Source organism: Candidatus Melainabacteria bacterium (genome assembly GCA_003963305.1).
In the GTDB taxonomy this organism is placed as follows: domain Bacteria; phylum Cyanobacteriota; class Vampirovibrionia; order Obscuribacterales; family Obscuribacteraceae; genus PALSA-1081.
Genome location: RXJR01000004.1, coordinates 365425 through 390576 on the forward strand (window position 1 = coordinate 365425; position 25152 = coordinate 390576).

Annotated in this window: 21 protein-coding genes; 11 read left to right on the forward strand and 10 right to left on the reverse strand. The window is 49.8% G+C overall.

Annotated elements, in window-relative coordinates; all coding sequences use genetic code 11:
* The first annotated feature begins 144 nt into the window (after positions 1–144).
* Both EKK48_05850 and EKK48_05855 read left to right on the forward strand, forming a co-directional pair.
* On the forward strand, positions 145–1362 hold the full coding sequence (locus EKK48_05850; GenBank protein RTL44770.1) for a tetratricopeptide repeat protein: 1218 nt from the start codon (positions 145–147) through the stop codon (positions 1360–1362).
* Positions 1363–1397: 35 nt separating this feature from the next.
* Positions 1398–2489: an aromatic ring-hydroxylating dioxygenase subunit alpha gene (locus EKK48_05855; protein RTL44771.1), complete on the forward strand. Its 1092-nt coding sequence runs from the start codon at positions 1398–1400 to the stop codon at positions 2487–2489.
* Between the two features lie 70 nt (positions 2490–2559).
* Here the strand turns inward: EKK48_05855 and EKK48_05860 are convergent, their stop codons facing one another.
* Positions 2560–3024 carry a hypothetical protein gene (locus EKK48_05860; protein RTL44772.1) on the reverse strand — a complete coding sequence of 155 codons (465 nt, stop codon included), beginning with the start codon at positions 3022–3024 and terminating at the stop codon, positions 2560–2562.
* Between the two features lie 234 nt (positions 3025–3258).
* On the opposite strand from EKK48_05860, the gene EKK48_05865 reads away from it, so the two are divergent.
* Both EKK48_05865 and EKK48_05870 read left to right on the forward strand, forming a co-directional pair.
* The gene (locus tag EKK48_05865) at positions 3259–4437 is read left to right on the forward strand and encodes a glycosyltransferase (protein RTL44773.1); all 1179 of its coding nucleotides are present in this window, start codon (positions 3259–3261) and stop codon (positions 4435–4437) included.
* A complete protein-coding gene (locus EKK48_05870) occupies positions 4373–6016 on the forward strand; it encodes a DHA2 family efflux MFS transporter permease subunit (GenBank protein ID RTL44774.1) in 1644 nt (547 codons plus the stop codon). The genes EKK48_05865 and EKK48_05870 overlap by 65 nt, the downstream gene beginning before the upstream one ends.
* Here the strand turns inward: EKK48_05870 and EKK48_05875 are convergent.
* From EKK48_05875 to EKK48_05895, 5 genes are all read right to left on the reverse strand, one after another.
* Positions 5961–6866, reverse strand: coding sequence for a response regulator (locus tag EKK48_05875; GenBank protein ID RTL44775.1), 906 nt, complete (start codon positions 6864–6866; stop codon positions 5961–5963). The two genes, EKK48_05870 and EKK48_05875, sit on opposite strands and share 56 nt — an antisense overlap.
* Entirely contained in the window at positions 6863–7399 is a 537-nt protein-coding gene (locus tag EKK48_05880; GenBank protein ID RTL44776.1) for a hemerythrin domain-containing protein, read from the reverse strand. The genes EKK48_05875 and EKK48_05880 overlap by 4 nt, the downstream gene beginning before the upstream one ends.
* Positions 7400–7513: 114 nt before the next feature.
* Positions 7514–7897, reverse strand: coding sequence for a response regulator (locus tag EKK48_05885; protein ID RTL44777.1), 384 nt, complete (start codon positions 7895–7897; stop codon positions 7514–7516).
* Positions 7887–9524: a PAS domain S-box protein gene (locus EKK48_05890; GenBank protein RTL44778.1), complete on the reverse strand. Its 1638-nt coding sequence runs from the start codon at positions 9522–9524 to the stop codon at positions 7887–7889. Before EKK48_05890 ends, EKK48_05885 begins: the two co-directional genes overlap by 11 nt.
* A gap of 253 nt (positions 9525–9777) precedes the next feature.
* Positions 9778–10908, reverse strand: a complete 1131-nt coding sequence (locus EKK48_05895) for an NDP-sugar synthase (protein ID RTL44779.1) — start codon at positions 10906–10908, stop codon at positions 9778–9780.
* A gap of 481 nt (positions 10909–11389) precedes the next feature.
* On the opposite strand from EKK48_05895, the gene EKK48_05900 reads away from it, so the two are divergent.
* Positions 11390–15580 (forward strand): hypothetical protein, encoded by a 4191-nt coding sequence (locus tag EKK48_05900; GenBank protein ID RTL44780.1) that lies wholly within the window; start codon positions 11390–11392, stop codon positions 15578–15580.
* Between the two features lie 128 nt (positions 15581–15708).
* Positions 15709–16158, forward strand: coding sequence for a thioredoxin (gene trxA / locus EKK48_05905; protein ID RTL44781.1), 450 nt, complete (start codon positions 15709–15711; stop codon positions 16156–16158).
* A 381-nt stretch (positions 16159–16539) separates the two neighbouring features.
* Here the strand turns inward: trxA and EKK48_05910 are convergent, their stop codons facing one another.
* On the reverse strand, positions 16540–16719 hold the full coding sequence (locus EKK48_05910; GenBank protein RTL44782.1) for a hypothetical protein: 180 nt from the start codon (positions 16717–16719) through the stop codon (positions 16540–16542).
* Between the two features lie 208 nt (positions 16720–16927).
* Here EKK48_05910 and EKK48_05915 point away from each other — a divergent pair, with 208 nt between their 5' ends.
* Positions 16928–17467 (forward strand): hypothetical protein, encoded by a 540-nt coding sequence (locus tag EKK48_05915; protein RTL44783.1) that lies wholly within the window; start codon positions 16928–16930, stop codon positions 17465–17467.
* 103 nt (positions 17468–17570) lie between these two features.
* Here EKK48_05915 and EKK48_05920 read toward each other — a convergent pair whose 3' ends face one another.
* Positions 17571–18566, reverse strand: coding sequence for a zinc-binding alcohol dehydrogenase (locus EKK48_05920; GenBank protein RTL44784.1), 996 nt, complete (start codon positions 18564–18566; stop codon positions 17571–17573).
* Positions 18567–18846: 280 nt separating this feature from the next.
* On the opposite strand from EKK48_05920, the gene EKK48_05925 reads away from it, so the two are divergent.
* The 3 genes from EKK48_05925 to EKK48_05935 all read left to right on the forward strand — a co-directional run bounded on the left by EKK48_05925 (position 18847) and on the right by EKK48_05935 (position 21230).
* Positions 18847–19803: a hypothetical protein gene (locus EKK48_05925; protein RTL44785.1), complete on the forward strand. Its 957-nt coding sequence runs from the start codon at positions 18847–18849 to the stop codon at positions 19801–19803.
* Between the two features lie 20 nt (positions 19804–19823).
* Positions 19824–20510: an HD domain-containing protein gene (locus EKK48_05930; GenBank protein ID RTL44786.1), complete on the forward strand. Its 687-nt coding sequence runs from the start codon at positions 19824–19826 to the stop codon at positions 20508–20510.
* An 81-nt stretch (positions 20511–20591) separates the two neighbouring features.
* Positions 20592–21230 carry a DUF47 family protein gene (locus tag EKK48_05935; GenBank protein RTL44787.1) on the forward strand — a complete coding sequence of 213 codons (639 nt, stop codon included), beginning with the start codon at positions 20592–20594 and terminating at the stop codon, positions 21228–21230.
* Here the strand turns inward: EKK48_05935 and EKK48_05940 are convergent.
* The gene (locus EKK48_05940) at positions 21217–22362 is read right to left on the reverse strand and encodes an SMI1/KNR4 family protein (GenBank protein ID RTL44788.1); all 1146 of its coding nucleotides are present in this window, start codon (positions 22360–22362) and stop codon (positions 21217–21219) included. The genes EKK48_05935 and EKK48_05940 overlap by 14 nt on opposite strands.
* Before the next feature lie 286 nt (positions 22363–22648).
* Between EKK48_05940 and EKK48_05945 the strand changes: the two genes are divergently transcribed.
* Positions 22649–23713 carry an inorganic phosphate transporter gene (locus tag EKK48_05945; protein ID RTL44789.1) on the forward strand — a complete coding sequence of 355 codons (1065 nt, stop codon included), beginning with the start codon at positions 22649–22651 and terminating at the stop codon, positions 23711–23713.
* A 40-nt stretch (positions 23714–23753) separates the two neighbouring features.
* Here EKK48_05945 and EKK48_05950 read toward each other — a convergent pair whose 3' ends face one another.
* Entirely contained in the window at positions 23754–25130 is a 1377-nt protein-coding gene (locus EKK48_05950; protein RTL44790.1) for a hypothetical protein, read from the reverse strand.
* Positions 25131–25152 lie beyond the last annotated feature (22 nt).

The following is a 25152-nucleotide window of genomic DNA, read 5'->3' on the forward strand; positions in this document are numbered from 1 at the left end:
TTGAAGAGATAAAGCTACTGCGGCACACGAGCATTTCCCGCCTTTGTTAAGCTATTATAATTTTTCTCCTACAACAAGAGCAGGACTGAATTGAAACAACATCATCGTTCCATTCGTTTAGCGATTTTATTGTTGGCAACAACTTTGTCGACAGCAGTATATCCAGCATATAGTCAGTCCATCAGTAATCAAGATAGAGAAGTTCTCAACAAGGTTCTCAAAGACAACGAAGCTAAACGTCCTCCTGAAGCAGTTGTGGCTCAGGTGCAGGCAATTGTCGACAAATATCCGAAAGATTACTTTGCCCGCCTGGTCATGGGGAACACGTTAGATCGAGTCGGGATGCCGATGCAGGCGATTGAACAATATCAATTGGCCGTCCAGTATGGTCCCGATAGTCCAAAGGCAGTAATTGAGCTCGTTAAAGCCGAAATCGGTGTGGGGCAGAAAGAAGCCGCAATGAGGCTTTTGAAAGAAGCTGATAAGCGTTTTCCAAACGACCGCGAAATCACTTTCTGGATGGGTAACTACTATCTGTCTAAGGGTGACGTAAAACAGGCAGAGCAAAAGTTCAATCAAGTAATGAAGTCAGGCCCGGCTTTTTTTGGAATGGGCACAGCTCAGGCTGAAGTTCAACTGAGAGAAGGAAGAGCGGGACTGGCTTCCATCCTCGTCGACAACGATTTAGCCAGAAACCCTGAGTATCCTCTGGGCAATGCCATTAAGGGACAAGCTCTTTTCACAATGCGCAAGTTCAATCAAGCCTTGCCTTTTCTTCGAAACGCCTATATCGCGTTTCCAATGCAGCCAGATTATGCAAGAAAATTTGCTCAGTCTTGCCTCGCCACCAACGATTTGAAGATGGCACTGGAACCAGCACTGGTGGCACTGGCGCTCTCCAGTCGCAACGGTGAACCTGATCGCGAGACGCAGTGGCTCGTGGCCACTGCGATCTCGCAATTGCCGCGTGAGTATGTTCAAGAGACAGCGACGAAGACCTTAGAAAAGCTTGATAGACAAGTGAACAACACTCGTTGGCATTTCACGCTGGGCGAGATGTTCGATTTTTACGGCTATCATGACCTGGCCACTCGAGAATTTTTTCGAGCCTATCGAGCAGACCCGACTCAGTACTTAGCCGCCTATCGTCTGGCAAACAACCTGGAGTTGTATTTCCAACAGTATGACGAAGCCGTCAAATTTCTCAGTCAGGCGCATGCCTTGAATCCGGGCAATAGCGACATCGCCGATCGCCTGGAGCGTCTGCAGAATCGTCTTGCCAATCGCAAGTCGGACCTTGCCTGGCAGCTCAAGGATTTCCTGCGCAAGCAACCATCGCCTCTTACGACCGCACCGCTCTAAAACATCATCAGTCGTACACATCGAGTGCCTGCAGTTTGCCTGAACAAAACGATATCCGCAACGCTTATACAATTTCGGCTGACTTCTACCGAAATGAAAAATTGTTGTCGCTTGTAAAAGAGAACATATTCGCTCGCAGCTGGCAGTTCGTCACCGACACCGCTCGACTGAAAGCGCCTGGTCATGCGGTTCCCCTTACAATGCTGGAGGGATTTCTAAACGAACCGGTTTTACTCACACGTGACAGCGGCGATCAACTGCATTGCCTCTCAAATGTATGCACTCACCGGGGCAACATGCTAACAGAAGGAGAGTGCCACACCACATCGTTGCGCTGCAGGTATCACGGACGTCGATTCAACCTCGATGGCAAGATAACCTCCGCTCCCGGCTTTGAGGATGCCATCGACTTTCCGGCAGAGTCGGACAACCTGACGGCGGTGCCTTTTGCTCTCTGGAAAACCATGCTATTCGTCAACGCTTCCGTGACACAACCGCTGTTCACCCTGGCTGAACTGGTGGCAGATATGGATAAGCGACTGGGCTGGTTACCGCTGGAAAAGTTTCTCTTTGATTCGACGGGCGCCCGTGAATATCTTGTAAAAGCCAATTGGGCTCTCTACTGCGAGAATTATCTGGAAGGTATGCATATTCCCTATGTGCACCCCGATCTTGCCACCGCACTCGATATCAAAGATTACCGCTCTGAAATTTACGAATACTCCAATCTACAAATTGGTATCGCATCCAGTGCCCAGGAATGTTTTGATCTGCCCCGCTCCTCACCAGACTTTGGACAGCGCATTGGCGGCTACTATTACTGGCTTTTCCCCAATATGATGTTCAACTTTTATCCCTGGGGCTTGTCGATTAACATAGTACAACCACTCGGTCAAGAATTGACTAAAGTTGTCTTCTTGCCTTATGTCCTGGACGAATCAAAACGAGCGCTGGGAGCAGGCGCTGCTCTTGACCGAGTAGAAAGAGAAGACGAAGAAATCGTCGAACGCGTCCAGCAGGGCGTTAAATCCAGATTTTATAAACGCGGGCGCTACGCGCCTCGATGGGAAAAGGGAGTCAAGCATTTCCACGATCTCTTGAAACGCTTTGTTCCGGAAATAGATTAACGAAAGACCGCACTCGCAAGGAGCACGGTCACAAAATCGCTGAACTTCTATCAGACCCGGGGTCAGAAAACTAAGCCTGGGTCTGAATAGCGTTGTACTCGGCCGTATGCAGCACCATATCCTTAAGAGATTGGTTGATTTTGCCTAACTCTTTTGGATTGGCATGATCTTTCAACTGAGCATAAAAAGATTTGGAAAAGGCAATGTGCTCTTCAATCACTCTTAAAAGATTGGACAAATACTCCTCGTAAGCAGGCTCGTCGACGTGCACCATGACAAGTTGACCAATTTCCTCTTCAACTCTGGCGCGATCTACCTGAGCACTTTGCATGAGGGGAACCAGGTCGGACGTCTTAGTGAGATTGTTCAAGAGAATATGCTCTTGCTTCTTCAAATGCCCCATAATGGCGTCACAGACGACCTTTACAGAATCGAATACTCTTTCCCGCGACCAGGTGTCGTAGTTGTCAGTCAGTTCGATCAACTTCTCTTCGATATCGTTATGCTCTGCGGTCAAATATTCAAAAATGTCCATACTGCGAACCTCTTAACTAACTGCGACCAAAATCAACTGTTGCGTTGGAAGGGACGCAACTGGGCGCCACTAAGTTTCAATATTTCCGCTCAGCAATTAATTGAGAAACTTGTCAACTACAGAAAGCGGGAACTGCTTTGGGCTTAAGCCGTCATGGCAGACATTATTAGTGGAGTGATCTATATGAAAATCAGCTCCACGCTTTACAATCAGCGAGTATTCAATTGAATTTGTATGAGATCCGAAAAGATCAAACTAGCTCTTATTAGCTGCGGCCTCGGCAACGTCAACCGAGGATTTGAAGTCTCCACCGCCCGTCTGTACAAGACGCTCCATGAGAAGAGCGACTTCGATGTGCGACTGTACAGTGGCGGCAAGCACGAAGGCGCGAAATTCGTCTGGAATATTCCGCGCGACGAAGTGCAGAAAGGATTGGCGCTAATCAGCCACATAAACGATCGCCGCTTCTGGGAATTCGCCTATGGTGTCGAGCAGATTTCTTTCGCGCTCTCTCTTTTGCCTGAACTTTTCAGTTTCAAGCCAGATGTTGTCTGGACCAAAGAAGTGCCGTTTGGATATTTCCTGGACGCTTACAGAAAATCGTTCGGCTTCAAGTACAAAGTCATATTCGCAAACGGCGGAGCATTCAACCCGCCCACTTACAAAGACTTCGACTACATCCAGCATCTACAGCCGGAATCATACGCTGATGCCATCAAATATGGTTTGCCGTCAGAGAAGAATCTGACTCTGACTAACTTTTTGTATTTCCAGAAATCGGAGCAGTCGCGCCAGCACCTGCGATCCCAATTTGGCTATACGGACAGCGACTGGGTGGTCATCTGTGTCGCCGCCTGGAATCGCTACCATAAGCGAATCGATTACCTGATTGAGGAAGTCGCTCAATTACCCGACAAGAACGTGAAGCTCATGCTCTGCGGTCACCCGGAGCCAGACATAAGTTATCTGCGCAAACTGGCGGAAGAGAAACTGCCGGGGCGTGTGCAGTGGCTGACTTTGCCTGAAGCAAAAGTGCATGAGGCGTTGCAAGCAGCGGACTGCTTTGTCTTGCCCAGCCTGCAAGAGGGTCTCGGAAATGCCATGGCTGAAGCTGCACTGGCTGAGATACCGGTTGTAGCTCACAGTCATGCAGCCAGCCGTTTTGTTCTCGGCGATCCCAAATATACGACAGACCTGTCGCAAAACGGTTCACTGGCAGCCCGGTTGCAATCCGTCAAAGATTCTCCGCCAAACAATGATGAGCTGAAGAAGCTAGCCAGAGCGGTGCACAATCTCTTCAGCGTCGAGGCGCTTCTGCCTCGCTTCTGCGATATGGTGCGGACCGTAAATGGTGCTCCACCTGCAAACGGCTCGCACCGACTCGGAAATTATGATCTTAGAGCAGAAAACTGAATCGACAACGCAACCGAAGAGATTGCCGAACACCACTGCTGTAATTTTTGGACTGCAATTGATGTTGCTTCTGGCCGCCATCGACCAGACAATAATCAGCACCGCCATGCCTAAAATAGTGACAAACCTGGGCGGGTTCGACCGCTACGCGTGGGCGACTTCAGCCTATCTCCTCACCTCAACAATCTCAATTCCTGTAATCGGCAAACTATCAGATCTATACGGGCGTAAACATCTACTCATCGCAGGTGTCCTGCTTTTCGTTCTCGCCTCAGTGCTCTGTGGGTGTTCCGGCATGGCACCTTTCGGTGCCATCTTAGACCCGATGAATCAGTTCATCGTCTGGCGAGGTCTGCAGGGACTGGGGGCTGGTATCATTCTCGGTCTGTGTTTTTCAGTCGTAGGAGACTTATTTCCAGCAGCTGAACGCGGTAAATATCAGGGGCATTTCGCGGCCGTCTTCGCCCTTGCATCAATCGTCGGACCAACCTTCGGCGGCTTTATAAGCGACCACCACAGCTGGCGCTGGCTGTTTTTCATGAACGTACCGATAGGGGTTGTGGCGGCACTGATTTTTCATCTCACATTTCCATCAGACAGAAAAACAAATTCACAAGAGAATCTCGACGTCGTTGGCGTGCTCCTGTTCATCGGTGCTTTCGTGCCACTACTTTTGGGACTGAGCTGGAGCGGCAGCGAGGGCTGGCTGAGCCTGCCTGTGGCGGGCGCGATGCTTACGGCAGCAGGCATGGCGACCAAGTTCATCAAGCATGAAATGAAAGTGCAGCACCCCTTTATGGATGTTCGGTTATTTGCCAATCGGGTTGTAACCATCTCTTGCCTGTCGGTTTTCGTTACTGGAATAGGCATGTTTGGTTCGATTATGCTCCTGCCAATCTTCTTTCAAAGCGTAGTCGGTATGACAGCCGCAAAATCAGGTACGCTGCTTACTCCGCTTATTGTCGTCGTCGCTTTGACCAGTATCATAGGTGGTTACTGGATGTCGAAATCAAAACGGTACAAAGCGATTCTCTACGCCGGTCTATCTTGTATGACACTCGGGACGTTCATGCTGGCGCAGATAAATACATCATCGTCGATCGCCTACATGCTCTCCAACATGCTCCTAGTAGGAGCAGGACTGGGGCTTCTTCTTCCCATCTATACGGTGGTCATACAAAATGCCGTCGACGAAAAAGATATCGGTGCAGTAACCGGTTTCAGCCAATTCTTTCGTTCAGTAGGAGGCACGACTGGCGTCGCCGTCTTTGGCACCGTCATGCTTGCCCTTTACGAGGTAGGCTTGAAAGCTGGTTCAGCAGCACTTTCTACCCTCAGCCCACAGGCCCGGGCGTTGCTGCATAATCCGCTCGAATCTGCAAAGTTACATCGCAGTCTGGAAAATCTGCATTTAGCGCCGCAACAGATAGACAGCATTCTTGCAGTCGTCAAACAGTCACTGGTTGATTCGATTGACAAAATCTTCTTTCTATACGGAATGCTGCTTCTAGCAACGCTTATTGCTACTCTCTTCTTGGCAGAGTTACCTCTTCGTGAGAAGCCGAGTTCTGCTGATTGATAAAATCTTTGATTCGGGAAAAAGCAAGAGAGAGCGCTGTAAAACCCTCCTTTGCTTCGTGAAAGTCTTTAAGACCGGCAGAACGCTCCAGTAGCAAACAAATTTTGGCGGCTCCTTTAGCGCCCACCGAAGCACTAGAGCCTTTCAGTTCATGAGCTAAATAAGCGAGCTTATCGCCATTGCTTTCCGTGATTGACTGATCAATCTCTTGCATCAATCTATTCGTGCTTCTCACAAATGTAGCCAGCACGTCACCGACTTCCTCACCGTAATAATCATGCAGTTCTGCCAGATCGATTGGCGGCTCGATTTCTGAAACAAATAAAGCTGGTTGGGCAAATTTTTTGGAAAGCTCCTGATTCCTCAAGACGATATCTTTCTGCAACCAGTGATGGAGCTTAATTTTCAACATCTGCCTGTCAATCGGTTTGGAGATATAGTCGTCCATTCCGGCTGAAATACAACGTTCTTTATCACCGACCATAGAAAGAGCAGTAACAGCGATTATCGGCGTGTAGCTGCCCCGTAGAGCCTCTAATTTGCGGATCGCTTTTGTTGCTTCAAAGCCATCCATCTCAGGCATCTGACAGTCCATAAGGATGACTGCGTAGACTTCCCTCTCAACTGCATGCAGCGCTTTCTTGCCACTGTCTACAACATCTGCAATCAGACCCAATTGCTGCAACAGTAGTGTCGCCATCTTTTGATTGACGATGTTATCTTCAACGAGAAGAACCTTCTTGTTATCATCAGGCATAAGAAGGACCTCACTACGGTCATCTAATTTTCTCTTTCTGCCGACAAGCGGCAAACTGATCTTGCCCATATAAATGATTGAAATAATCGTCACGCACAACGGCGTCGTATCGAAAACGGAGGCTGGAAGCGACTCTCACCGCGACAATCAGTGAGCTTGCGACAGAGCTTCTGTTTCAGCTCGATTCTGTAAGTTTCCATTCGATCCGCCATGCTGGCGAGCTGGCTGCGCCAATCAACGGCCCACTTCTCCATCTGTCTAAAAAGACCTTCGTCTTTGTGCACATGCTGCTCGAAACGCTCACTTAAAAGAGCCAGAGTAGATTCAAGCGGCGCTTCGCTTGCGTATGTACTCTCCAACTCGAGCATCAGTGTGAGCATGAAGTACAGTTCTTTGCCAAGCTCTGCTATTTGCTTTTGATCGACGACCGGAGCCAGTGACGGATAAAAGAATTGCTGCTCGAGCACCGACAAAATTCGCAAATCAAGAAATAGTTCTGCCAGCACACGGTCCTGCTCAGCTTTGTCAGCCGCGCTTCTCAGCCGCGCCATCAAATCCTTTATGTGACCGTGATCGGCACGCAGCATGCCAATTACCTGCGCGCTGCCTTGAGCATCTTCACCCATGCTCCCACCTCTGCTCTTAATATGCGTTTACTAAAATAGTTGTCGATCTGTGAACAGAAAAGTTCCCAGGTATCGAACCGCGTCCACAGGTTAGAACGACAGCCTGTGGGTATTTCAGCTGGCAGCCGGCAGCCAACGATCGAGAAGTTCCCTCAACTGGCCAAGCATAACGGGCTTAAAAATAAAGTCGTCCATGCCGGCATCAAGACATCTCTGTCTGTCCGGGTTAGCAGTCATAGCGATAATCGGCACACGAGCGTTGTTCTTGGAATTTTCCAACTGACGAATTGCGCTGGTCGCTTCAATGCCATCCATTCGCGGCATTTGTATATCCATCAAAATGAGAGAATAGTCAACCCTGGCCGCCTTCTCCACAGCTTCACTGCCGTCGGCTACAGCATGACCTTCGAAACCAAGTTTCGCCAGCTGCTTAGTGGCGAGAAGACGCAGTGTCTCATCGTCTTCAACGACTAAAATCACTTTCGCGTTACTGCTCATGGTTAGCCTTCGCTAAAACCTCCATGGGAACTTCAAACCAGAAATCGGAGCCTTTTCCAATTACAGAGGATACACCAATATCACCCGACATGAGTTTGATTAAGCGTCTGCATATTGATAAACCTAAACCTACACCGCCGTACTTGCGAGTATTCGAACCGTCGACTTGAACGAACGGCTGGAACAGAGTCTCCTGCTGAGCCTTCTCGATGCCGATTCCGGTATCACTTACGGTGAAGCGCACTATCATACCGCCGGCGAACTGACGGGCTTCTGTGACGGAGACGTTTATCTTTCCCTTCTCTGTAAACTTGATGGCATTGGCGGTGATGTTGTTGAGCACTTGCTGAATACGCAATTTATCGCCCATCATTTTCCGCGGAATATTCTCATCTATGCGCGAGACCAGGGCGATCCGCTTCTGTTCAGCACTGGCTGAAATGCTCTGCAGGCTTGCTTGCACCAGATCGTGAATATCAACCTCCGCTTTCTCCAGATACAATTTGCCTGCTTCCAGTCTGGAAAAATCCAGCAACTCATTTACCACTTTCAAAAGATTTTGAGCCGACTCATAGATATATACAGCCAGTTCCTTCTGTTCAGGCTCAAGACCCATTTCAAGCAACAATTCAGTCATTCCAAGAACGCCGCTCATAGGAGTACGCAACTCGTGACTGATGTTAGAGACAAATTGCGATTTCAATTCGGAGGCCGCTAGCGCTTCATCACGAGCGGCAAGCAGTGCCTCCTCAACTTGCTTACGAGGAGTTATATCGCGCAGCACAGCTGCACCGCCGCGCAATTTCCCGTCTTTATCTCGCAGCGGCTGAGCGCTGGCACTGACCGTAATGCCTTCATTATGATAGGGAGTGCGTACAAACAACTCCAGATCACGCACTTCCTCGCCTTTGATAGCGCGTGCCAGCGGCAATTCCTCCTGGGCATAGCGCGTCACTTTATCAGGCATGAAAAGTCCGTATTTACCACGCGCATTGTCCAGTCCATGCAGTTTGATAGCAGCAGGGTTGAACAGAAGCAAAGCTCCACTTTGATCGACGGCAATGACAGGATCACCGATGTTATTCAAAATCAGTTCGAGAAGTTCGCTCTTTTCCCGCATTTGCTCTTGCTTCTGCTTTTCGGCAGTGATATCAAATGCAATACCACCAAGAAAACAGCGCCTCCGTGAGTCAAAAATGGGAAATCGATGAACATGCCATGTTTTCGTCACGCCGTCGGCATCAGTAATTTCTTCTTGCTCTGACGATGCGCATTGATTCGTCAGTACTTCGTGATCGCGCAAGCGGATCTTTTTAAAGAATTCCTCGCCTAGCCACGATGAAGCGTTTCTGCCGATCAAATCGCATCGTCTGACTCCGAACTGACGCTCAAATTCCTCGTTGATAAAGACGTAACAACCTTGATCGTCTTTCACAAAACAAGGCGCCGCGCAGTCGTCGAAAAAAAACTTAAAAAGAGACGAACTCTGTGGCACAGCCTCGAGGCGCTCACCATCCGAATCGCCACGGGTGACAGCAAGTAGCTCGCCGTCTCCAGTTTCGGTGACGTCGACTATCGGCCTACCTCCGCTGCTTTTCACTTTCGAAGGTTGCGACAATTCTTCCATCTCTACCGCCGGAAACACTTCAGAAAAAACGTGCAGGTGAATAACTACCCGTCGACTATCAGTGACTAGTAAGATCCTACCTCGATTGTCCGTCAGTGGACGAGCTAAGGCGATAATTAATGAGACCGCAGAAAATATGTGCCGTCAATGACTGCAGGATGGGCTGCCACTGGCGCAGAAGTGGATAGAGGAGTCGTCCCCGTAACAAAGTTTCAAGCGCTGCCCGCCAGACTAAACAGGGCGGAATATGTCTCTATCGAGCCCCAACTGGTTGTTGCAACTGCGACAGCAGCACGTTTGCAGAGGCCAGGTCCGCAGTCTTCTCTACAGGCTTCAACTTGACAGGCTCAGTAGTCACCTCACCAGTCATAACACAGCGGTCTGCTACCTCAACATTGTTACCAAGAACAGAGTCTATTAATATGGCATTGGCGCCAACAGTTGTGCCGGCCCAGATGATCGAGTCTTCGATAACTGCACCAGATTTGATGTGACAGTTATCACCGATTATGACGTGACCTTTCAGCGTCACGCCCGGGTCGAGGCGAGAATTCTTACCGATCAATACTCTGGCATCTATGTTGCAATCAGAAGCCACTGAGGCTCCAGAATCGTACCAACCGTGTTGAGTTTTCTGCCCCGGCAATTCGATATCAATCAAGCCTTTCAATGCATCAAAGCTCGATAACTTGTAATTTTCCATTGTGCCGATATCAGACCAGTATCCAAATACCTGAACACCTAAAACTGGCAAACCTTTCTCGACGAGCGACGGAAACAACTGCCGACCAAAACCGTATTGACCATCTGCTGGCATATGGTCGAACACTTCCGGCTCGAGGACATATATGCCTGTTGATGCCAGATCTGAAATAGCTTCTTCGGGCGAAGGCTTCTCCTGGAAGCCTTTGATGAATGAATCGGCGTCAGTCACAGCGACACCGAAGTGTCGAACATCTGCCACCTTCTGTAGTGCTATCGTAGCGATCGCACCTTTGGACTTATGCTGCTCGACCACGTAAGAGATGTCTGCATCAGTGATCAGATCTCCCATGATCACAAGGAAGGTTCCATCCTGGAGAAATTTGCGGCAGGAACGAACTCCACCGGCATCTCCCGATAAGATCTGCTCATGTTTGTAGGTCAGGTTCATGTCCAAGTTGCTGCCGTCACCGAAGTAAGCGGGCACCTGTTCAGGCAAGTGATGAACATTGGAGACGATGTCGTTGATATTGTGGCGTTTCAGTAGAGCGAGAATATGCTCCATGACCGGTCGATTAGCGAGCGGAACGAGAGGTTTGGGAGTTGACCTTGTCAACGGATCAAGACGCGAGCCAACACCAGCGGCCAGAACCATTGCCTTCAGGCCCTTAATTGTTTCCATTCTCTAATCCTCGTAATTCAGCGCAGCATGACATCCTCAAGCAACAAGCAAGAGGAGAAAAATCTAAAAAAGCGAAAGTTTCAGGCACGACTAACAGCGGCATCAGACCTGTTTTTCGTAGATCGTAACGACCCACGGAAGCCATCGACTGCAACTTTCAACTCCCTAATAGCGACAACCAACGTTGTGACGAGCGTCACAAAAGATATCACCTTTCGAATAGTTCCAAACATTTATTCGGTCTCCATTAACTAACAGTGAGCTTTGGTTGCATGACGGTTTCAGGCTTTGCTAGTTCCCGTAGTGAAAGCAACTGGCAAGTTAGAAAAGCTGCATTTTACCGAGACCTCAAATGAATGTTAGTGGGAACTTAGGCGCCTGTTCGGCAGTCGAAAATATATAGAGTAAGGATCGCCACTCGACAGATTCAAGTGCGCCTATACTTAGGACTCACCGTCGCGGCGGTGCCTGAGGGTGATCATTGATAGACCTCCAATCGCAAACTAGCGAACGCGCTACTCGTTCGCCCCGCAAGCAGTGGGGGTGGATAGTCGGCGTCGTCCTACTTGTCGGTGTGGTCGGCTATTTGACCGGGCAGTACTACTTGCGCAAAGTGCTGAGCACCTGGTCTCGAGCAAGACTGGAGTCGGTGATCAGTGAAAATATGAATCGCCAGGTGCATCTAGGCAGTGTGCGGTGGTCCGTCGGTCTGCCAGGGATAATCTTTCACGCAGACAAAATCACCATAAACGAACTAAACGGTAAGCCGTTTGTCGAGGCCGGTCGAACAGAAATTGCCGTGGCACTGATTCCGCTGATTCGTTCTAAAGAGTTGATGCTTTCCAATCTCAACTTCACAAATCCAGAAATATGGGCGACGCGATTATCTAATACGAAATGGAACTTTTCAGATTTACCGGAGTTGCCGGCGCTGAAAGATTTGTCGCATCTAGGTGTTCATGCAGGCAGAGTCCACATAACCGACATTCGCAGACCGAAGATGCAATTAGACTTCGAATCCATCGAAGCAAAAATGGACCGGCCGTTTTATAGAAAAGGCTGGCCGTTCGCAATTTCAATGGACCTGAAACACCCTTCCTTTACCACGCATTTCGAGATCGATGGCACCGGTCACGGAGACCCAAAACTCTGGAAAGACAACCAATTTGCCTTCAACGCCAAAGTAAAAGATCTGGTGCTGGCTGACTTTGAAGACTTCACCGGACCACTCTCGCTTCCAGACATAGGCTCCCCAATCAATGCCACCTTTTCAGGCGAAGGAATCCCAAATCAGGGCATAAAAGCGAAGACCTCCATCGAGACGCCAAAGTTCACCCTATCAGCCCAGAAAATCGAAGAAACCGGGCCGCTGCCGTTTTTGCCCGACAAAGATGGAGTACCGGTGCCGTTTGATCGGGCCGACTTGAAAGTGACGAATGTTCATTTCGAGTACCCACAGGGCAAACTGGCGGTTAAATCTCTCAACGGCGAAATTCATCTAACCAGAGAAAAACTGGCTTTTGAAAAGACGAAAGGGCGCCTCGGTCACAGCGAGTTTGAGGCAGATGGCTGGGTCGACGCCAATCGCAAAGCCGATATACGTTATCACGGCAAGCATATTCAGCTCGATGAAGTCAGGCAGACGCTCGACGCTCTCAAAATTCCGGCACCAGATGTGGTGCACCAGCCGATGTACGGCACTGTCAAGGAAGCTCTGATGACGCTGCAAGGCGACCTGACGGGCAATTCGGGGTCGCCGCGCATCACACTCAATGCCACGCCGGAGAAACTCTATTACATGCCCAGGGAGCCACAGAGGCTTTTTGAGCTGGGCGGCGGCAAAGTTGATTACAACGGCACCACTGCCACGTTTACCAACTTGACAGGAAAACTTGGCAGAGGCTCCTTCTCGCTGGATGGCACTTCGGAGTTGAGCGAAAAAGGCAAAGTCGATGTTCGCGTTGCCAGCAATGACATAGATCTTTCAGACGTAAAGACTTTGCTCAAAGAAGCAAAAATAGACAGCCCTCTAGTCAACGAACAGACCCTCTACGGTCGCATCAGAAGCGCTCGGGGCGAAGTCAAGGGCAGCCTCAAGAATCCATCCATCGCGCTCAAAGTAGTGCCGATCAATCTCTACTATCAGCCGACCAACTCAAAAACGCGCATATTTGAAGTGAACGGTGGTGAAATCGGCATAGTCAATCAATCGCTTGATTTTCGCGACACAAGCGGCACTTTAGGCAACGGCAAATTCTGGCTAAACGGTTCAGTAGGAGCCAGTCCCAGCGCACCAGTGAATGTCAAAATCCGAGCCGAAAATATCGATCTGTCCAACGTAAAAATGGCCATGCAGGCCATGAAAGTACAGTCTCCACTGTTGGCTGAACAGCTCCTTTACGGCGTAGTGAAAAAAGTGGACCTCAGTCTGAGCGGCTCACCTAAAGTTCCGACCATTTCGATGACCGCCCTACCTAAAGATATTACCTATCAGCCGCTCGGCTCGAGCCGAGCCGTGCACCTGATGAACGGTAAAGTAATCTACGACAAAGATACGCTCTCATTGCAAGATGTTGACGTAAGCAGCCCAAGAAGCAGGTTGCGCACCAGCCTCAGTATCAACAATCTTTCCAAAGCAACATCGTCCATTTCCAGCTTTTCTGTTGATACACCTAACTTCGACTTGAGTGATTTGCATTCATACCTGGCTGCGGCAAACACACCCAAGCCAATACGCGATCGCTACCTCAAAGAAATGTCGGATTTCAACATCACACCACCAAAAGGAAAAGTCCGAGGTCATGTCGCTATTAACGTCAACGGCGGCAATGTTACAGCCACAGGAGACATGAGTTTCGATGAAGTAGCGGCGCGCGTCTCCGGGTTTCCTATCAGTCACGTCAAAGGGCACTTCCTGACGGCAGGTAAAAATCTCAACATCGACAGCATCACAGGCAATCTGGGCAAAACTGATTTCAACGCCTCAGGCAGTGTGACCAACTTTACCGACAAAACGACAAAGGCCTACAACATCAAGGTTCTGACCCACATCGACTTAAATGACTTCTTCAACGTCATGGGTCAAAAACAAGACCAGCAGGCAAGAGAACTTGTTTCGTCAGGACCGCTGCCGATCACGGCACAGCTGACGGGCACAGAAAAGACCGTGACGGCGGTTTTCCAGGGCTCCGTACCGGCGAACCAGGAGTTCAGCTTCGTCGGACCTTTTGGCACACTTTCTAAACCAAAGACCGAACCTGCCACCGCATCTGGTACCTTGATGCTGCAAGACAACAAGATCACTCTGCAAAATGTTCAACTGCAAGCCGGAATCGCCATCATTCGAATCAATGGAGTTTACAACTCACCGACATCAGAAGATAGGGCGCCAAACATAGACATTACCCTGGATCTTCCTAACCCGATACAGGCGAAAAATCTGATTGCATTCCTGCCGGCCGGAACCATAGACAGTGGCTTGAAGAATTTAAACGGCAGTATCAGCGGCAGTATCGAGATGAAAGGTCCGACCACCGCCCCCGCTGTTAAAGGGTCAGTACACATCAACGATTTTGGCGTTCCGGCCTACAAACTCTTCCATGTCACAGGTGATGTCAGTTCAAACGAGTGGGTGACGGGAAACGCAGCGGCCGCTGATGAACGGCAATCAACTCCATTCGACGTCAATATCCAGTCCATGACTTTGAACAAACTGCCCGTAAAAGGTCTGAAAGGCAAACTGGTAGCGGGCTACTACACAAGCAAAACAAACGAGAAAGTGCGAAACATCTCACTGAAAGACATCACAGCCGATATCGCCAAAGGCAAACTGAAAATGCGCGGATGGACAGCTCAGGATAAAGCGCTCTTCGGTGGCACAGCAGACTTGAGCGGTGTTGATGCCAATGTTCTCTTTACACAGTTGTTCGACTTGCCCAACGAAATTACTGGAACACTGCAGTCGCATATCAGATTTCGAGCCGATATAAGCCCTGGCAAGAACGTTTACGACACACTGGAAGTACCGCCACCAGATGAAAGTGACATGGTCAACCTGGGAGCTCATCAACCAAGCAGTTTCAAGCTGGAGAACGGCCGGGTCTCGCGTTTCAGCTTATTGCAAAGGCGAATCGATCAGGCCAATCTCATCAAAGGCGGTCTGGTCGGGTTCAACATTAACAACTTCCTGCAGAGTGTTGCTCCTGTAAAGAACGGCAACTACAAAACAATCGCCGGAACCTTCGTTCTAAAACCGGGACTGAAAGTTGTGTTTGGCAATGCTGACCCTGATATGGCCCGCTTTGGACCGGTTGAATTCAACGGTGATGAGCTGCGTATGCGCTCTTCCGGAAACATAGACTTCAAACAGGACACCTTGAAGGTAGATGTTGTGGGCAACATTCCCCGCACATCCACTCGAGGTTTCTTAGGCAAGGTCGGACCGATGTTCAGCATCGGCGGCATCCTGGACGTTCTTGATGGGTTGCCTATCGTGCCTAATGTCTGGCCTGATAATAAACCGCGGGCATTCAGCTTCAAGATATCGGGCACGCTCGACAATCCAAATGGCATGAACAAATCAATTTATGACTCATTCAAGTGGTTACCGAATCAAAAGGATGCAACGCCTCACCCGACACTGGCAGGTGCCAATACTTCGGCCAGCGGTTAGTCTCAGCAGACCGGATTGAAAAAATTGAGAAATTGTTGTTATTGCACGATTGTGCCCCGATCTTCGAAACACCACAGAGACGCGAAGCGTCTATTCTATTCAGCCTTTCTACGCAACGGAGTCTCGAGATGAGAAATTGGTTTATTGCAACAACTTTGAGTGCCGTTCTACTGAGTGGTTGCTCAGGAGCATTCGAGAATAAAGCACCTCACGTTGCTGTAGAAGTGCAATCTACGTCTGACGCGCTGTTCGATACCGACGTCTTAAAAGCAAAAGAGCCGGTGCTCGTAGACTTCTACGCCACCTGGTGTCCACCTTGCAAACGCATGGCGCCGATTGTCGACGAAGTCGCCGAACAGTTCCAGGGCAAAGTAAAAGTCTTGAAAGTAAATATTGATGAAAACCCCGGGCTCGCTCGAGCGCTCGGGATCGAATCAATACCGACCCTGGTCGTCTTTAAAGATGGGCATCCGGTCCAGGCAAACGTCGGTCTCCTGCCCAAATCTGAAATTATCTCGATGGTAGAGAGTGCCTTAACGCCGAACCTGGCTGAACAGGGTACGAAAACACCCTTATAGAGAAACGGACCGGGCAAGATTTTATATTACATTCGCTGTCAATCGGCGAATTTATGCGTCATCCTTAAGACACAACTCCAGGAGGTGTTACATGAGCGATCAAGCAACCAAAGACAAAGAAGAAGTCAAAAAGGAAGAGAAACAGCCTGCTCAGCAGCAAGAAAAGAAAGAAGAGCAAGCTAAAAAACCAAACTCGGGCGGCTGCTGCGGCGGTCACTAATTGACTGTCCGTTCATCGAAGCCTGAGAAAGCTTCTTTGATCGGTATCTATTCCATCGAGTGCGATGGGTGAGTTATACAAGTGAAAGGCGCGGTCTGAGACTGCGCCTTTTGCTCGTCGGCGCCTCTTTGAGCGCCCATGCCTTCTGCCTGTAAGCGCGGTCAGGCAGCTTCCAGGTTGCTCGCATCTGCCTGAACAGCTGCTTCGAAAATTAAGATGCCGTCTTCTGCATCTTCTACAAAATGAATGAATTCGCGAAATTGAACTTTCAAAACTCTTTTCAAATCTATCGGCAATTCGTGAACATCAGCCACAAAGGTCTGGAATCTCACTGTGTTCATATTCGGCACCTCGACTAATTCAAACATTATCGACGCCACGCAAATATTCAAGTTCCTGAGTGTTATGCACTGTTTCTGAATCAATGTGGAAGATTGTGCCTTAATCGGAAACTGAATCGACACCGCCTCCGTCACCATTGCCGGTGCAATTTTTAAAACGCAAATATATAGCGACGGGTCGGTCCCGTCGCAAAGTGGAGGAACTTTCATGGCTAAGCTATTAACGGCGATTTTCCGCAGTCGCGCCGCAGCAATGACTGCAGTTGAAGATCTGATTCGACATGGTTTTTCTCAGGACGACATCAGTCTGCTCATGTCTGAAACGACACGCGGACGTGAGTTCATGGTTGATGAATCAACCAAAGCTCCTGAAGGATTGGCAACCGGTGCGGCTGTAGGTGGCGCGCTCGGCGCCATCGCTCTTGGCTTGACCGCAACAGGCCTGGTGGCTGCCCCGGCGATTGGCTTATTCGCAGCCGGTCAATGGTTGGCGATGCTGGCTGGTTTCGGAGCAGGCGCGCTGGGAGGAGGGCTTTTGGGCGGTCTGGTCGGGCTCGGCATCCCCGAACACGAAGCCGAACTTTATCGTGGCGAACTCGAGAAGGGTGGCATCCTGCTGGGAGTTTATGCAGAAAAGGACGACGACAGAACCAAAGAAGCACATCGGCTGCTTGAGGCAAACGGTGGAGAGCATGTAAAAGCTGAGTTCGTCAAAGACGAAGCGCGCCGCATCGAAAAGGTGCGCTAAGCCAACCATATTGCAACAATGAAAGAAGCCACCTGGAATACAGGTGGCTTTTTTCTCTTAGCTTTGCACCAGGGCGGAAATGACCCGGTCGCAAACAAGCTTTCTACTTTTCTTGCGGCTGTGGCACTTTAGCAACTATCTTGCCGCGCACATGACGCATGGAAAGACGTACCAGAGCATCCGGAATATCTTCCAGATTTACAACCTCTTCCACCATCGGCTTGACCTGACCTTTGGCAACGAGATTACCGAACTCCATTCCGATCTTTGCAAGATCATCAAGAGCTTGTGTGTCATTGGCCGCGTAGGCGCCACCAAGTGCAATTTCGTGCACTGAAAAGGCTTTTTCACCAGCGCCGACTTTAGTGATGTCCGGCATACCGGCGACACAGGCGATGGCTCCATTGAAGGCAAGCATCTCGAGCGCTTCTGTGGCGCTGGCGCTGCTTACAGTATCGACGATGTAGTCAACACCGCGACCCTGCGTGATTTCATCGACGGCGTGCTTAACGTTCTCGGTTTGATAATCGATGATTTCAGTAGCACCGAGGTTCTTGACGAAGTTAACATTGTGCTTGGAGCAAGTCGTGATGATTTTCAGCCCGGCAAGCTTGGCCAGCTGAACTGCAAAACCGCCCACGCCTCCAGCTCCACCGAGAATGAGGATTGTTTTGTCTTTCTGCACATGCAGCTTTCTGTGCAGCGCTTGATATGCGGCAAAACCGGCACACGGCAAAGCAGCTGCATCGGTATAAGACAGACCGTCGGGCAACCAGGACAATGTGCGCGTGGTGACGATGGCATATTGGCTGTAGCCACCCGGCTTCGAAAGGTCGCCGTGATAATAGACTGGGTCTCCAGGTTGCCATTCATCGACACCTTTGCCAACGGCATCAATGACACCGGCTACGTCGAGCCCGAGGATCATTGGATAGTCCCAACCTGGGTAGCCTGACGCAGCGAGTTTGTAATCAACAGGATTGAGACCGACTGCATAAACTTTGACGCGGACCTCACCAGGACCTGGTTTTGGTTGCTCAACGTCTGATGTATAAAGTGATTCCGGTGTACCGGGCTTATCGAGGACTAGTGCTTTCATCTACGAACTCCGAATCTCATGTGAGGAACATCATTTTAACGGTAGATATTGGAACGACATGCAGGAGTCGTTCTTTCTTTATTTTGCAATGGATTAGGAAACTTGCACGAAAATCATGCCAGCGATAAAAACAGCTTCAATAGACACTTTCAGCAAATTTCGTAAAAATTGTAGAAGTTCAAAATGTTAAGAGTTAAGAACTGACAACTGGCTGTGCGACTGCTGAAAACTCCTGACTATATGGTTTAAGGGGAGAAAAATTTTTCTGGAGTGACGACGAGTGCGATATCTCGCTTACGAAAAATCAAGAGTGCTTCCCAATATCATCGTTGATGGGAAGGCAAACGAAGGGACAGTACTGACTCTGTCGCACTGGCCAGGAAACAGCACGCCACAAGAGTTCAAGGCAGACCTCTCTGCCGAAATAGTATTCGACTATCTGCTGAACGCCGCGGAGGGCGCGAAAGCTGAGATAGTCTCGAACAATCATTTTGATGCTGACGGATTAGTGGGACTGTACACGCTTCTCAACCAGAATGAGGCAATGGCTCGTAAAGACTTACTTCTGGATATAGCCGGTGCGGGTGATTTTGAAATTTATAGAGACAGAGATGCGGCGCGAATTAGTTTTGTGCTGGATGCCTGGCATAACCCCAAATCGTCGCCACTAAAAACCAGCATTTTTTCCGAAAGTTACGACACCGTCACAGACATACTGTACGAAGAACTGCTGCCACGCTTCGAAAGAATTGTAGAAAAGATCAACTCATTTGAAAAATTCTGGAGAGAACAGGACGATTTACTCGACGAAAGCGAAGCGGCATTTCGCAAAGGTACATACAGACTGACTGAAATACCGGAATTAGACCTGGCAATTGTGACCATGCCTGATTCCAACAGAACTCCAGACAAATCCGTGCACCGCATGGCTGTTCACAATCTGACCAGTTGCATGCGCATACTTTTGATGCAGGAGACAAATTTCCAGCTCTATTATCGCTACGAAACATGGGTTGACTATCAATCACGAAAGACCGTCCCCCGGGTAGATTTGCAAGATTTAGCCGAAAGTCTTTCTAAGCAAGAGTCGATGGACGGCAGATGGACTTTCGGTGGTATAAATGACATCGTGCCGATTTTGCGCTTATCAGGCGATATTCAAAGCAAGATCACACCCGAAAGTTTTCGCAGCCAGGTGCTGGCGTTTCTTGCGCAGCAAAAGAACGTCGACTCATAACTGCTGCAGGAGGAGTCAGAATGGGAGCGATTGAATTGGAAACTGCTCACACCACGAAGCAAAAGGAAATCATTGAGCGCACTGAAGAATTTGTTCGGGAGACCCTGAAAGCAGATTCTACCGGGCATGACTGGTGGCACATCAATCGCGTCCGCAATGTGGCAGTGAAACTTGCCAGAGCCGAAGGAGCAGATCCGTTCATAGTGGAACTGGCAGCATTATTGCATGACATTGCCGATTGGAAGTTTCACGGCGGTGACATCACGGCTGGTGCCACTAAATCTCGCCAGTGGCTCAGTTCCATTGGTGTCGATGAAACAACACAGGCTCGCGTTGCGCAGATCATTCTCACAGTCTCTTTTAAAGGCGCTGGTGTAAAAAACGAAGTCGATACGCTGGAAGGTCAAGTCGTTCAGGATGCCGACCGAATCGATTCACTCGGTGCAATAGGAATCGCGCGCACTTTCGCGTATGGCGGGCACTTCAACCGCATCATGTACGATCCCGAGCAGAACCCCGTACAACATGAGACTTTCGAGCAATACAAGTCAAGCACTGGAACGACCATAAACCATTTCTATGAGAAGCTGCTCTTGCTCAAAGACAGATTAAATACAAAAGCAGCCAGAGACATGGCTCAAAATCGGCATCAGTTCATCGAGCAGTTTCTGGAGCAGTTTTACGATGAGTGGGAGGGGCGGAAATAATCGAATTACTCAAATTTTATTGCCTGAAAGAGCAAGCTCGGAGGAAAAACGGCAATAATCTAGGTATCCGCGAGGCTCGCCATGTCACCGTCTGTCGATAAATCAAGTTGGTTTGCCAGAGTATTTGAACCGAAGACCGACTTCTTCGCCCTGCTGAACATACAGTCAGCCACCACCCTTGACGGCATTATCGCGCTGGAACAGTGGATCAATGAAGGAACATTCGATCGCTGCCAGAAAGTGCGCGATCTGGAAAACGATGCAGACGAGCACAAACTCGAGCTCGAGCGCAAATTAGTTGAATCCTTTGTCACGCCTTTCGATAGAGAAGACATCCACGATCTCTCAGTCAAACTCGACGAAGTGATTAACGGAGCAAAAGCAACAGTTCGCGAAATGGAAGCCCTCGATTTCAAAAGCTCCGATCCATTTCTCAAGGAGATGGCAGCCACTCTCGTTGAAGGAACTCGCTGCTTGAATCAGGCTTTCAACCACCTGCAAAATAATTCGACGGAAGCCTCCAATCAAGCCAGCCTGGCAAGGAAATCGGAAAAGCGGTTCGCCAAAATCTACAGGCAAGCGATGAAAAATCTATTTACTCTCGATGACTTCAAAACACTTTTGAAGACACGCGAAGTCTATATCTGTATGGTGTCATGTGCCACAAAAATCGATATCGTTGGCGAGAAGTTATTACACGTCATCGTCAAGACGAGCTAGTAAGCTCGAAATTCTTAAGCTGCAACAGACAATTTTTCAAACCTTCCTCGCCCCTGAAATCATGCAGCACGCCTGCTTGCACCTCCGTTACAGAGCGTTCGAAGTTCTCTAAAAATCTCTGCTTAGCTCGTGCAAATTCATCTTCAAAGTCGGGCGACGCCGAACAAGCTTGAGCCAAGATGCGCGCGCTTTCATACTCGCCTGCCGAGGCGCATTGAACGATAGCGATGACGGTGGGCTCAGCCCCGCACTGAAGCAGCGCCCGCATGGCTGGTGCAGGAACAGCCCCACTTATCATGTTATAGAGGATATCTTTATTGACTGCCGCACGCAGATCGATCAAAGCTTCGAGGGCCTGAAACTTCTCGAGGGCAAAGGCATATTCCACTGGTGATGCGCCTCTTATTGAAGTATGCAAATTCACACCCGCATTAGAAAGTTCGAAAATCAAATCTCGATCGTCACGCTCTATGCTTTGCCTCAGTGCCATGTTTGCCAGGAGAGGGTTCTGAGCAAGCGTTTTTTGTTGAAGTGGCGTTCTCCAATCTACAATGGCCTGCCGGTAATACTCCAACACTTTGTCGGCCAGGGTCCTTGAAAGACCTGCCCGCACAGAGGTTTCCAAAAATGCGGCCAATTCGCCCCCGTCTCGCCCTTCTTCAGCAATCGAATCCTCTTCTAAAAACAACGCTTCAAACGCACCATAAAGATCCTCAGCAATCGTACCGAATGCATCGCCTCGACGATAATTCCCTTCGCTCCATCCTTGCACCTGTCCACTTTCAGGCGAGGCGCTTACATTTACGTAAACACGATCTGTGCGGTCGAACCCACCGATTGGAAGGTCCGTAAGCTTTGCCCTCAAGTTACTCGATATCTTAAGCAGGTTGAAACCAGAAGCCGCTCTGGTGAGTTTACGCTCGTGGTTGATCCAACCTTTTAGATCATTATATGAATCGCTACCGTTGTAAAAAAGTTCTTTCCACTCAAGTGGCTCAACGTTTCCGTCCATGATGATTGAAAGACGATAGGGAAGACGTCCACCAGCAGTCTGGCTCCAGAGGTCTAGCAGCGGTTTCGGAATCGGTCCAAGGCAATACTTTTGAACAGCTTCAATATCTTTCTTCGACATGGGCGGCTGCGCTTCATAAATAATTCGATTTGCAAAAATCACAATGCCGAATTTCCGAAGCGTGGCGATTTCCCCCTCACAAAATCGCTCATGCATACTGATTACCTCGCTCCTCGTGACTTTCCAATCGTGCCATGCTAATGGATGTATTCAAATAGAGTCAACATCACAACATTGATTGTGGAAGAGAAATCGAAGTAGCTTTTGGAGCAGACTGAATTACCCAAATTTTATTGCAAAATCGCGCAGACCATGCCGAAAAGCAGCAATAATCTATACATCCACGATGCTGGAGCACCTATTGTCGATTTTAGCTCTGTCAATTCTGGTTTTCTTCCTCAGCGTCATTTTCACCTACACAAATGGGTTCCAGGATGGCAGCTCAGTTGCTGCTGGTGCCATTGCATCGCGCGCGCTGACAAAATGGCAATCGATAATTCTAGTTGCCACGTGCGAATTTTTGGGAGCACTGTTTGGGGGTTCGGCGGTTTCCCATTCAATTCAGTCGCTGACAAGCTGGCGCCATGACCCGAGCCTGCTACCAGTGCTGGCCTCAGCTCTTTTCGCCGCCATCTTGTGGAATTACATCACCAAAGTCTGTCGCATTCCCTCCAGTTCGACGCACGCCCTGGTCGGCGGCATCATTGGGGCTGTCTACGCGGGCTCGGGTGGATGGCAAAATATCGGCTGGGGAACCCCCGATCACGTGATGCAGGCGACCGGTGTCTGGCGTGTTGTGTTCAGCCTGTTCCTTTCGCCCGTGATCGGCTTTGCCGCTGGCTATGCCTGTTTTGTCGCCGCTCTATTAGTTCTCATGCGCGCATCGACACGCGTAAATCGGGGATTGAAACAGCTGCAGATCATAACGACTGCCGTACTCGCATTTGCCCACGGAGCTAATGACACACAGAAAGCGATGGGCATACTTGTTTTAACTTTGAACGCCGGCGGTTATTTAGCAGGTGATGAAATTCCTCTCTGGGTGCGACTTCTGAGCGGCACGGCCATGGCGGTGGGCATCGCTTCTCTGGCACCCGGTATTGTCAAAAGAGTAGGTCTGGGAATCTATCGATTGAGACCATTACATGGATTTGTCACTGAATTCTCTTCTGCCGCTGTTGTATTGATAGGCTCAATTACAGGCGGTCCGGTCTCCGCTTCCCAGGTGATTGCATCAACAGTCATGGGTATAGGCACTGCACAGCGAAAAAAAGGCGTGCACTGGCTCGTCGCCAGGGATATGTTGATGGCCTGGTTCCTTACCATTCCATGCGCCGGAATGCTTGCTTATGGGCTGCACATAGGCATCTTTCACTGGCTTAACGCACTTCTTGCAGCCAGTGCTCACTAATGAGTTCAGACAGCCTCAGCTGGACAGACAATCGTTTTTCTTAAGTCGATCTGCGACGAGTACTGCTGCTGTTCGACGGTTTCTTGCGAGCCCCGCCGCTGCCACCAGATCTGGTGCCGAATTTTTTATCACCTGAAAACGATTTGCCGGCAGAACGACCGTACGATTTTGATTCTCCGGACTGTGGCTTGCGACCGTATCCGGAACCGCCACCTTCAGTCTTGCGACCGTATCCAGAACCGCCGCCTTCAGTCTTGCGCCCGTATCCGGAACCGCCACCTTCTGTTTTGCGACCGTATCCAGACCCGCCACCTTCAGTCTTGCGCCCGTATCCAGAACCGCTACCTTCTGTTTTGCGACCGTATCCAGAGCCGCTACCTTCTGTTTTGCGACCGTATCCAGAGCCGCTACCTTCTGTTTTGCGACCATATCCAGATCCGCCACCTTCAGTCTTGCGACCGTAACGAGACTCTCCAGTAGCCGGTTTACGACCGTATCCGGAGCCACCGCCCTCAGTCTTGCGACCGTATCCAGATCCGCTACCTTCTGTTTTGCGACCGTAACTCGAGCCTTCCGTTCCGGTGCGGCGTTTGTAGCCTGATTCGCCGCCTTCGGTGCGACGTTTGTAGCCTGATTCGCCGCCTTCGGTGCGGCGTTTGTAGCCTGATTCACCGCCTTCGGTGCGGCGTTTGTAGCCTGATTCGCCACCTTCCGTTCGGCGTTTGTAGCCTGATTCACCGCCTTCAGTGCGGCGCTTGTAACCTGATTCGCCGCCTTCTGTGCGGCGCTTGTAACCTGATTCGCCGCCTTCTGTTCGGCGCCTGTAGCCGGATTCACCGCCTTCTGGGCGGCGACCATAGCCTGATTCCTGACCACCTTCAAACCGGCGTCCATAACGAGGTCGAGCATCACCGCCCTCCGGTATGCTACCAGACTCACCTTCTGTGGCACCTTCGCCTTCATTGGCAAGCACTTCAACGTCGAGTTGCTCATCCGGGGCACCATCTGCGGTTACGCCAGAATCACTGCGCCAGGTGGCAATCTTTTTGTTGTTCTGACTGACAAATTCCGTCACATATTTGTCTGTTGCACCGAGACGCTTACCATGTGCCAGCAAAATGTATTTGAGTGCCTCAGTCAGATACTGACGCAAGTTCATCTTTTCAGCTTGAGCAAGTTCCTCGGCAAGCTCCATCATTCTGGGGCTGAGGAATAAATTTACATTGTCTTCTTGCTTCGGTCGCTCTGCTCGACCACCAGTTCTTCCACGTGGACGAGGTTGGTCGATTCCTTGCTCGGAACGTTCCCGGCGCTCTTTGAATGCCCGCTCACTATCGGCGGAAGCTCTTTGCACACGAGGTTTTCGCGGCTCCGACTCATTGCTGCGTGAACGACCGCCGTCTTCTTTCTTAACCATACCTGCTGATTCCATATATGTG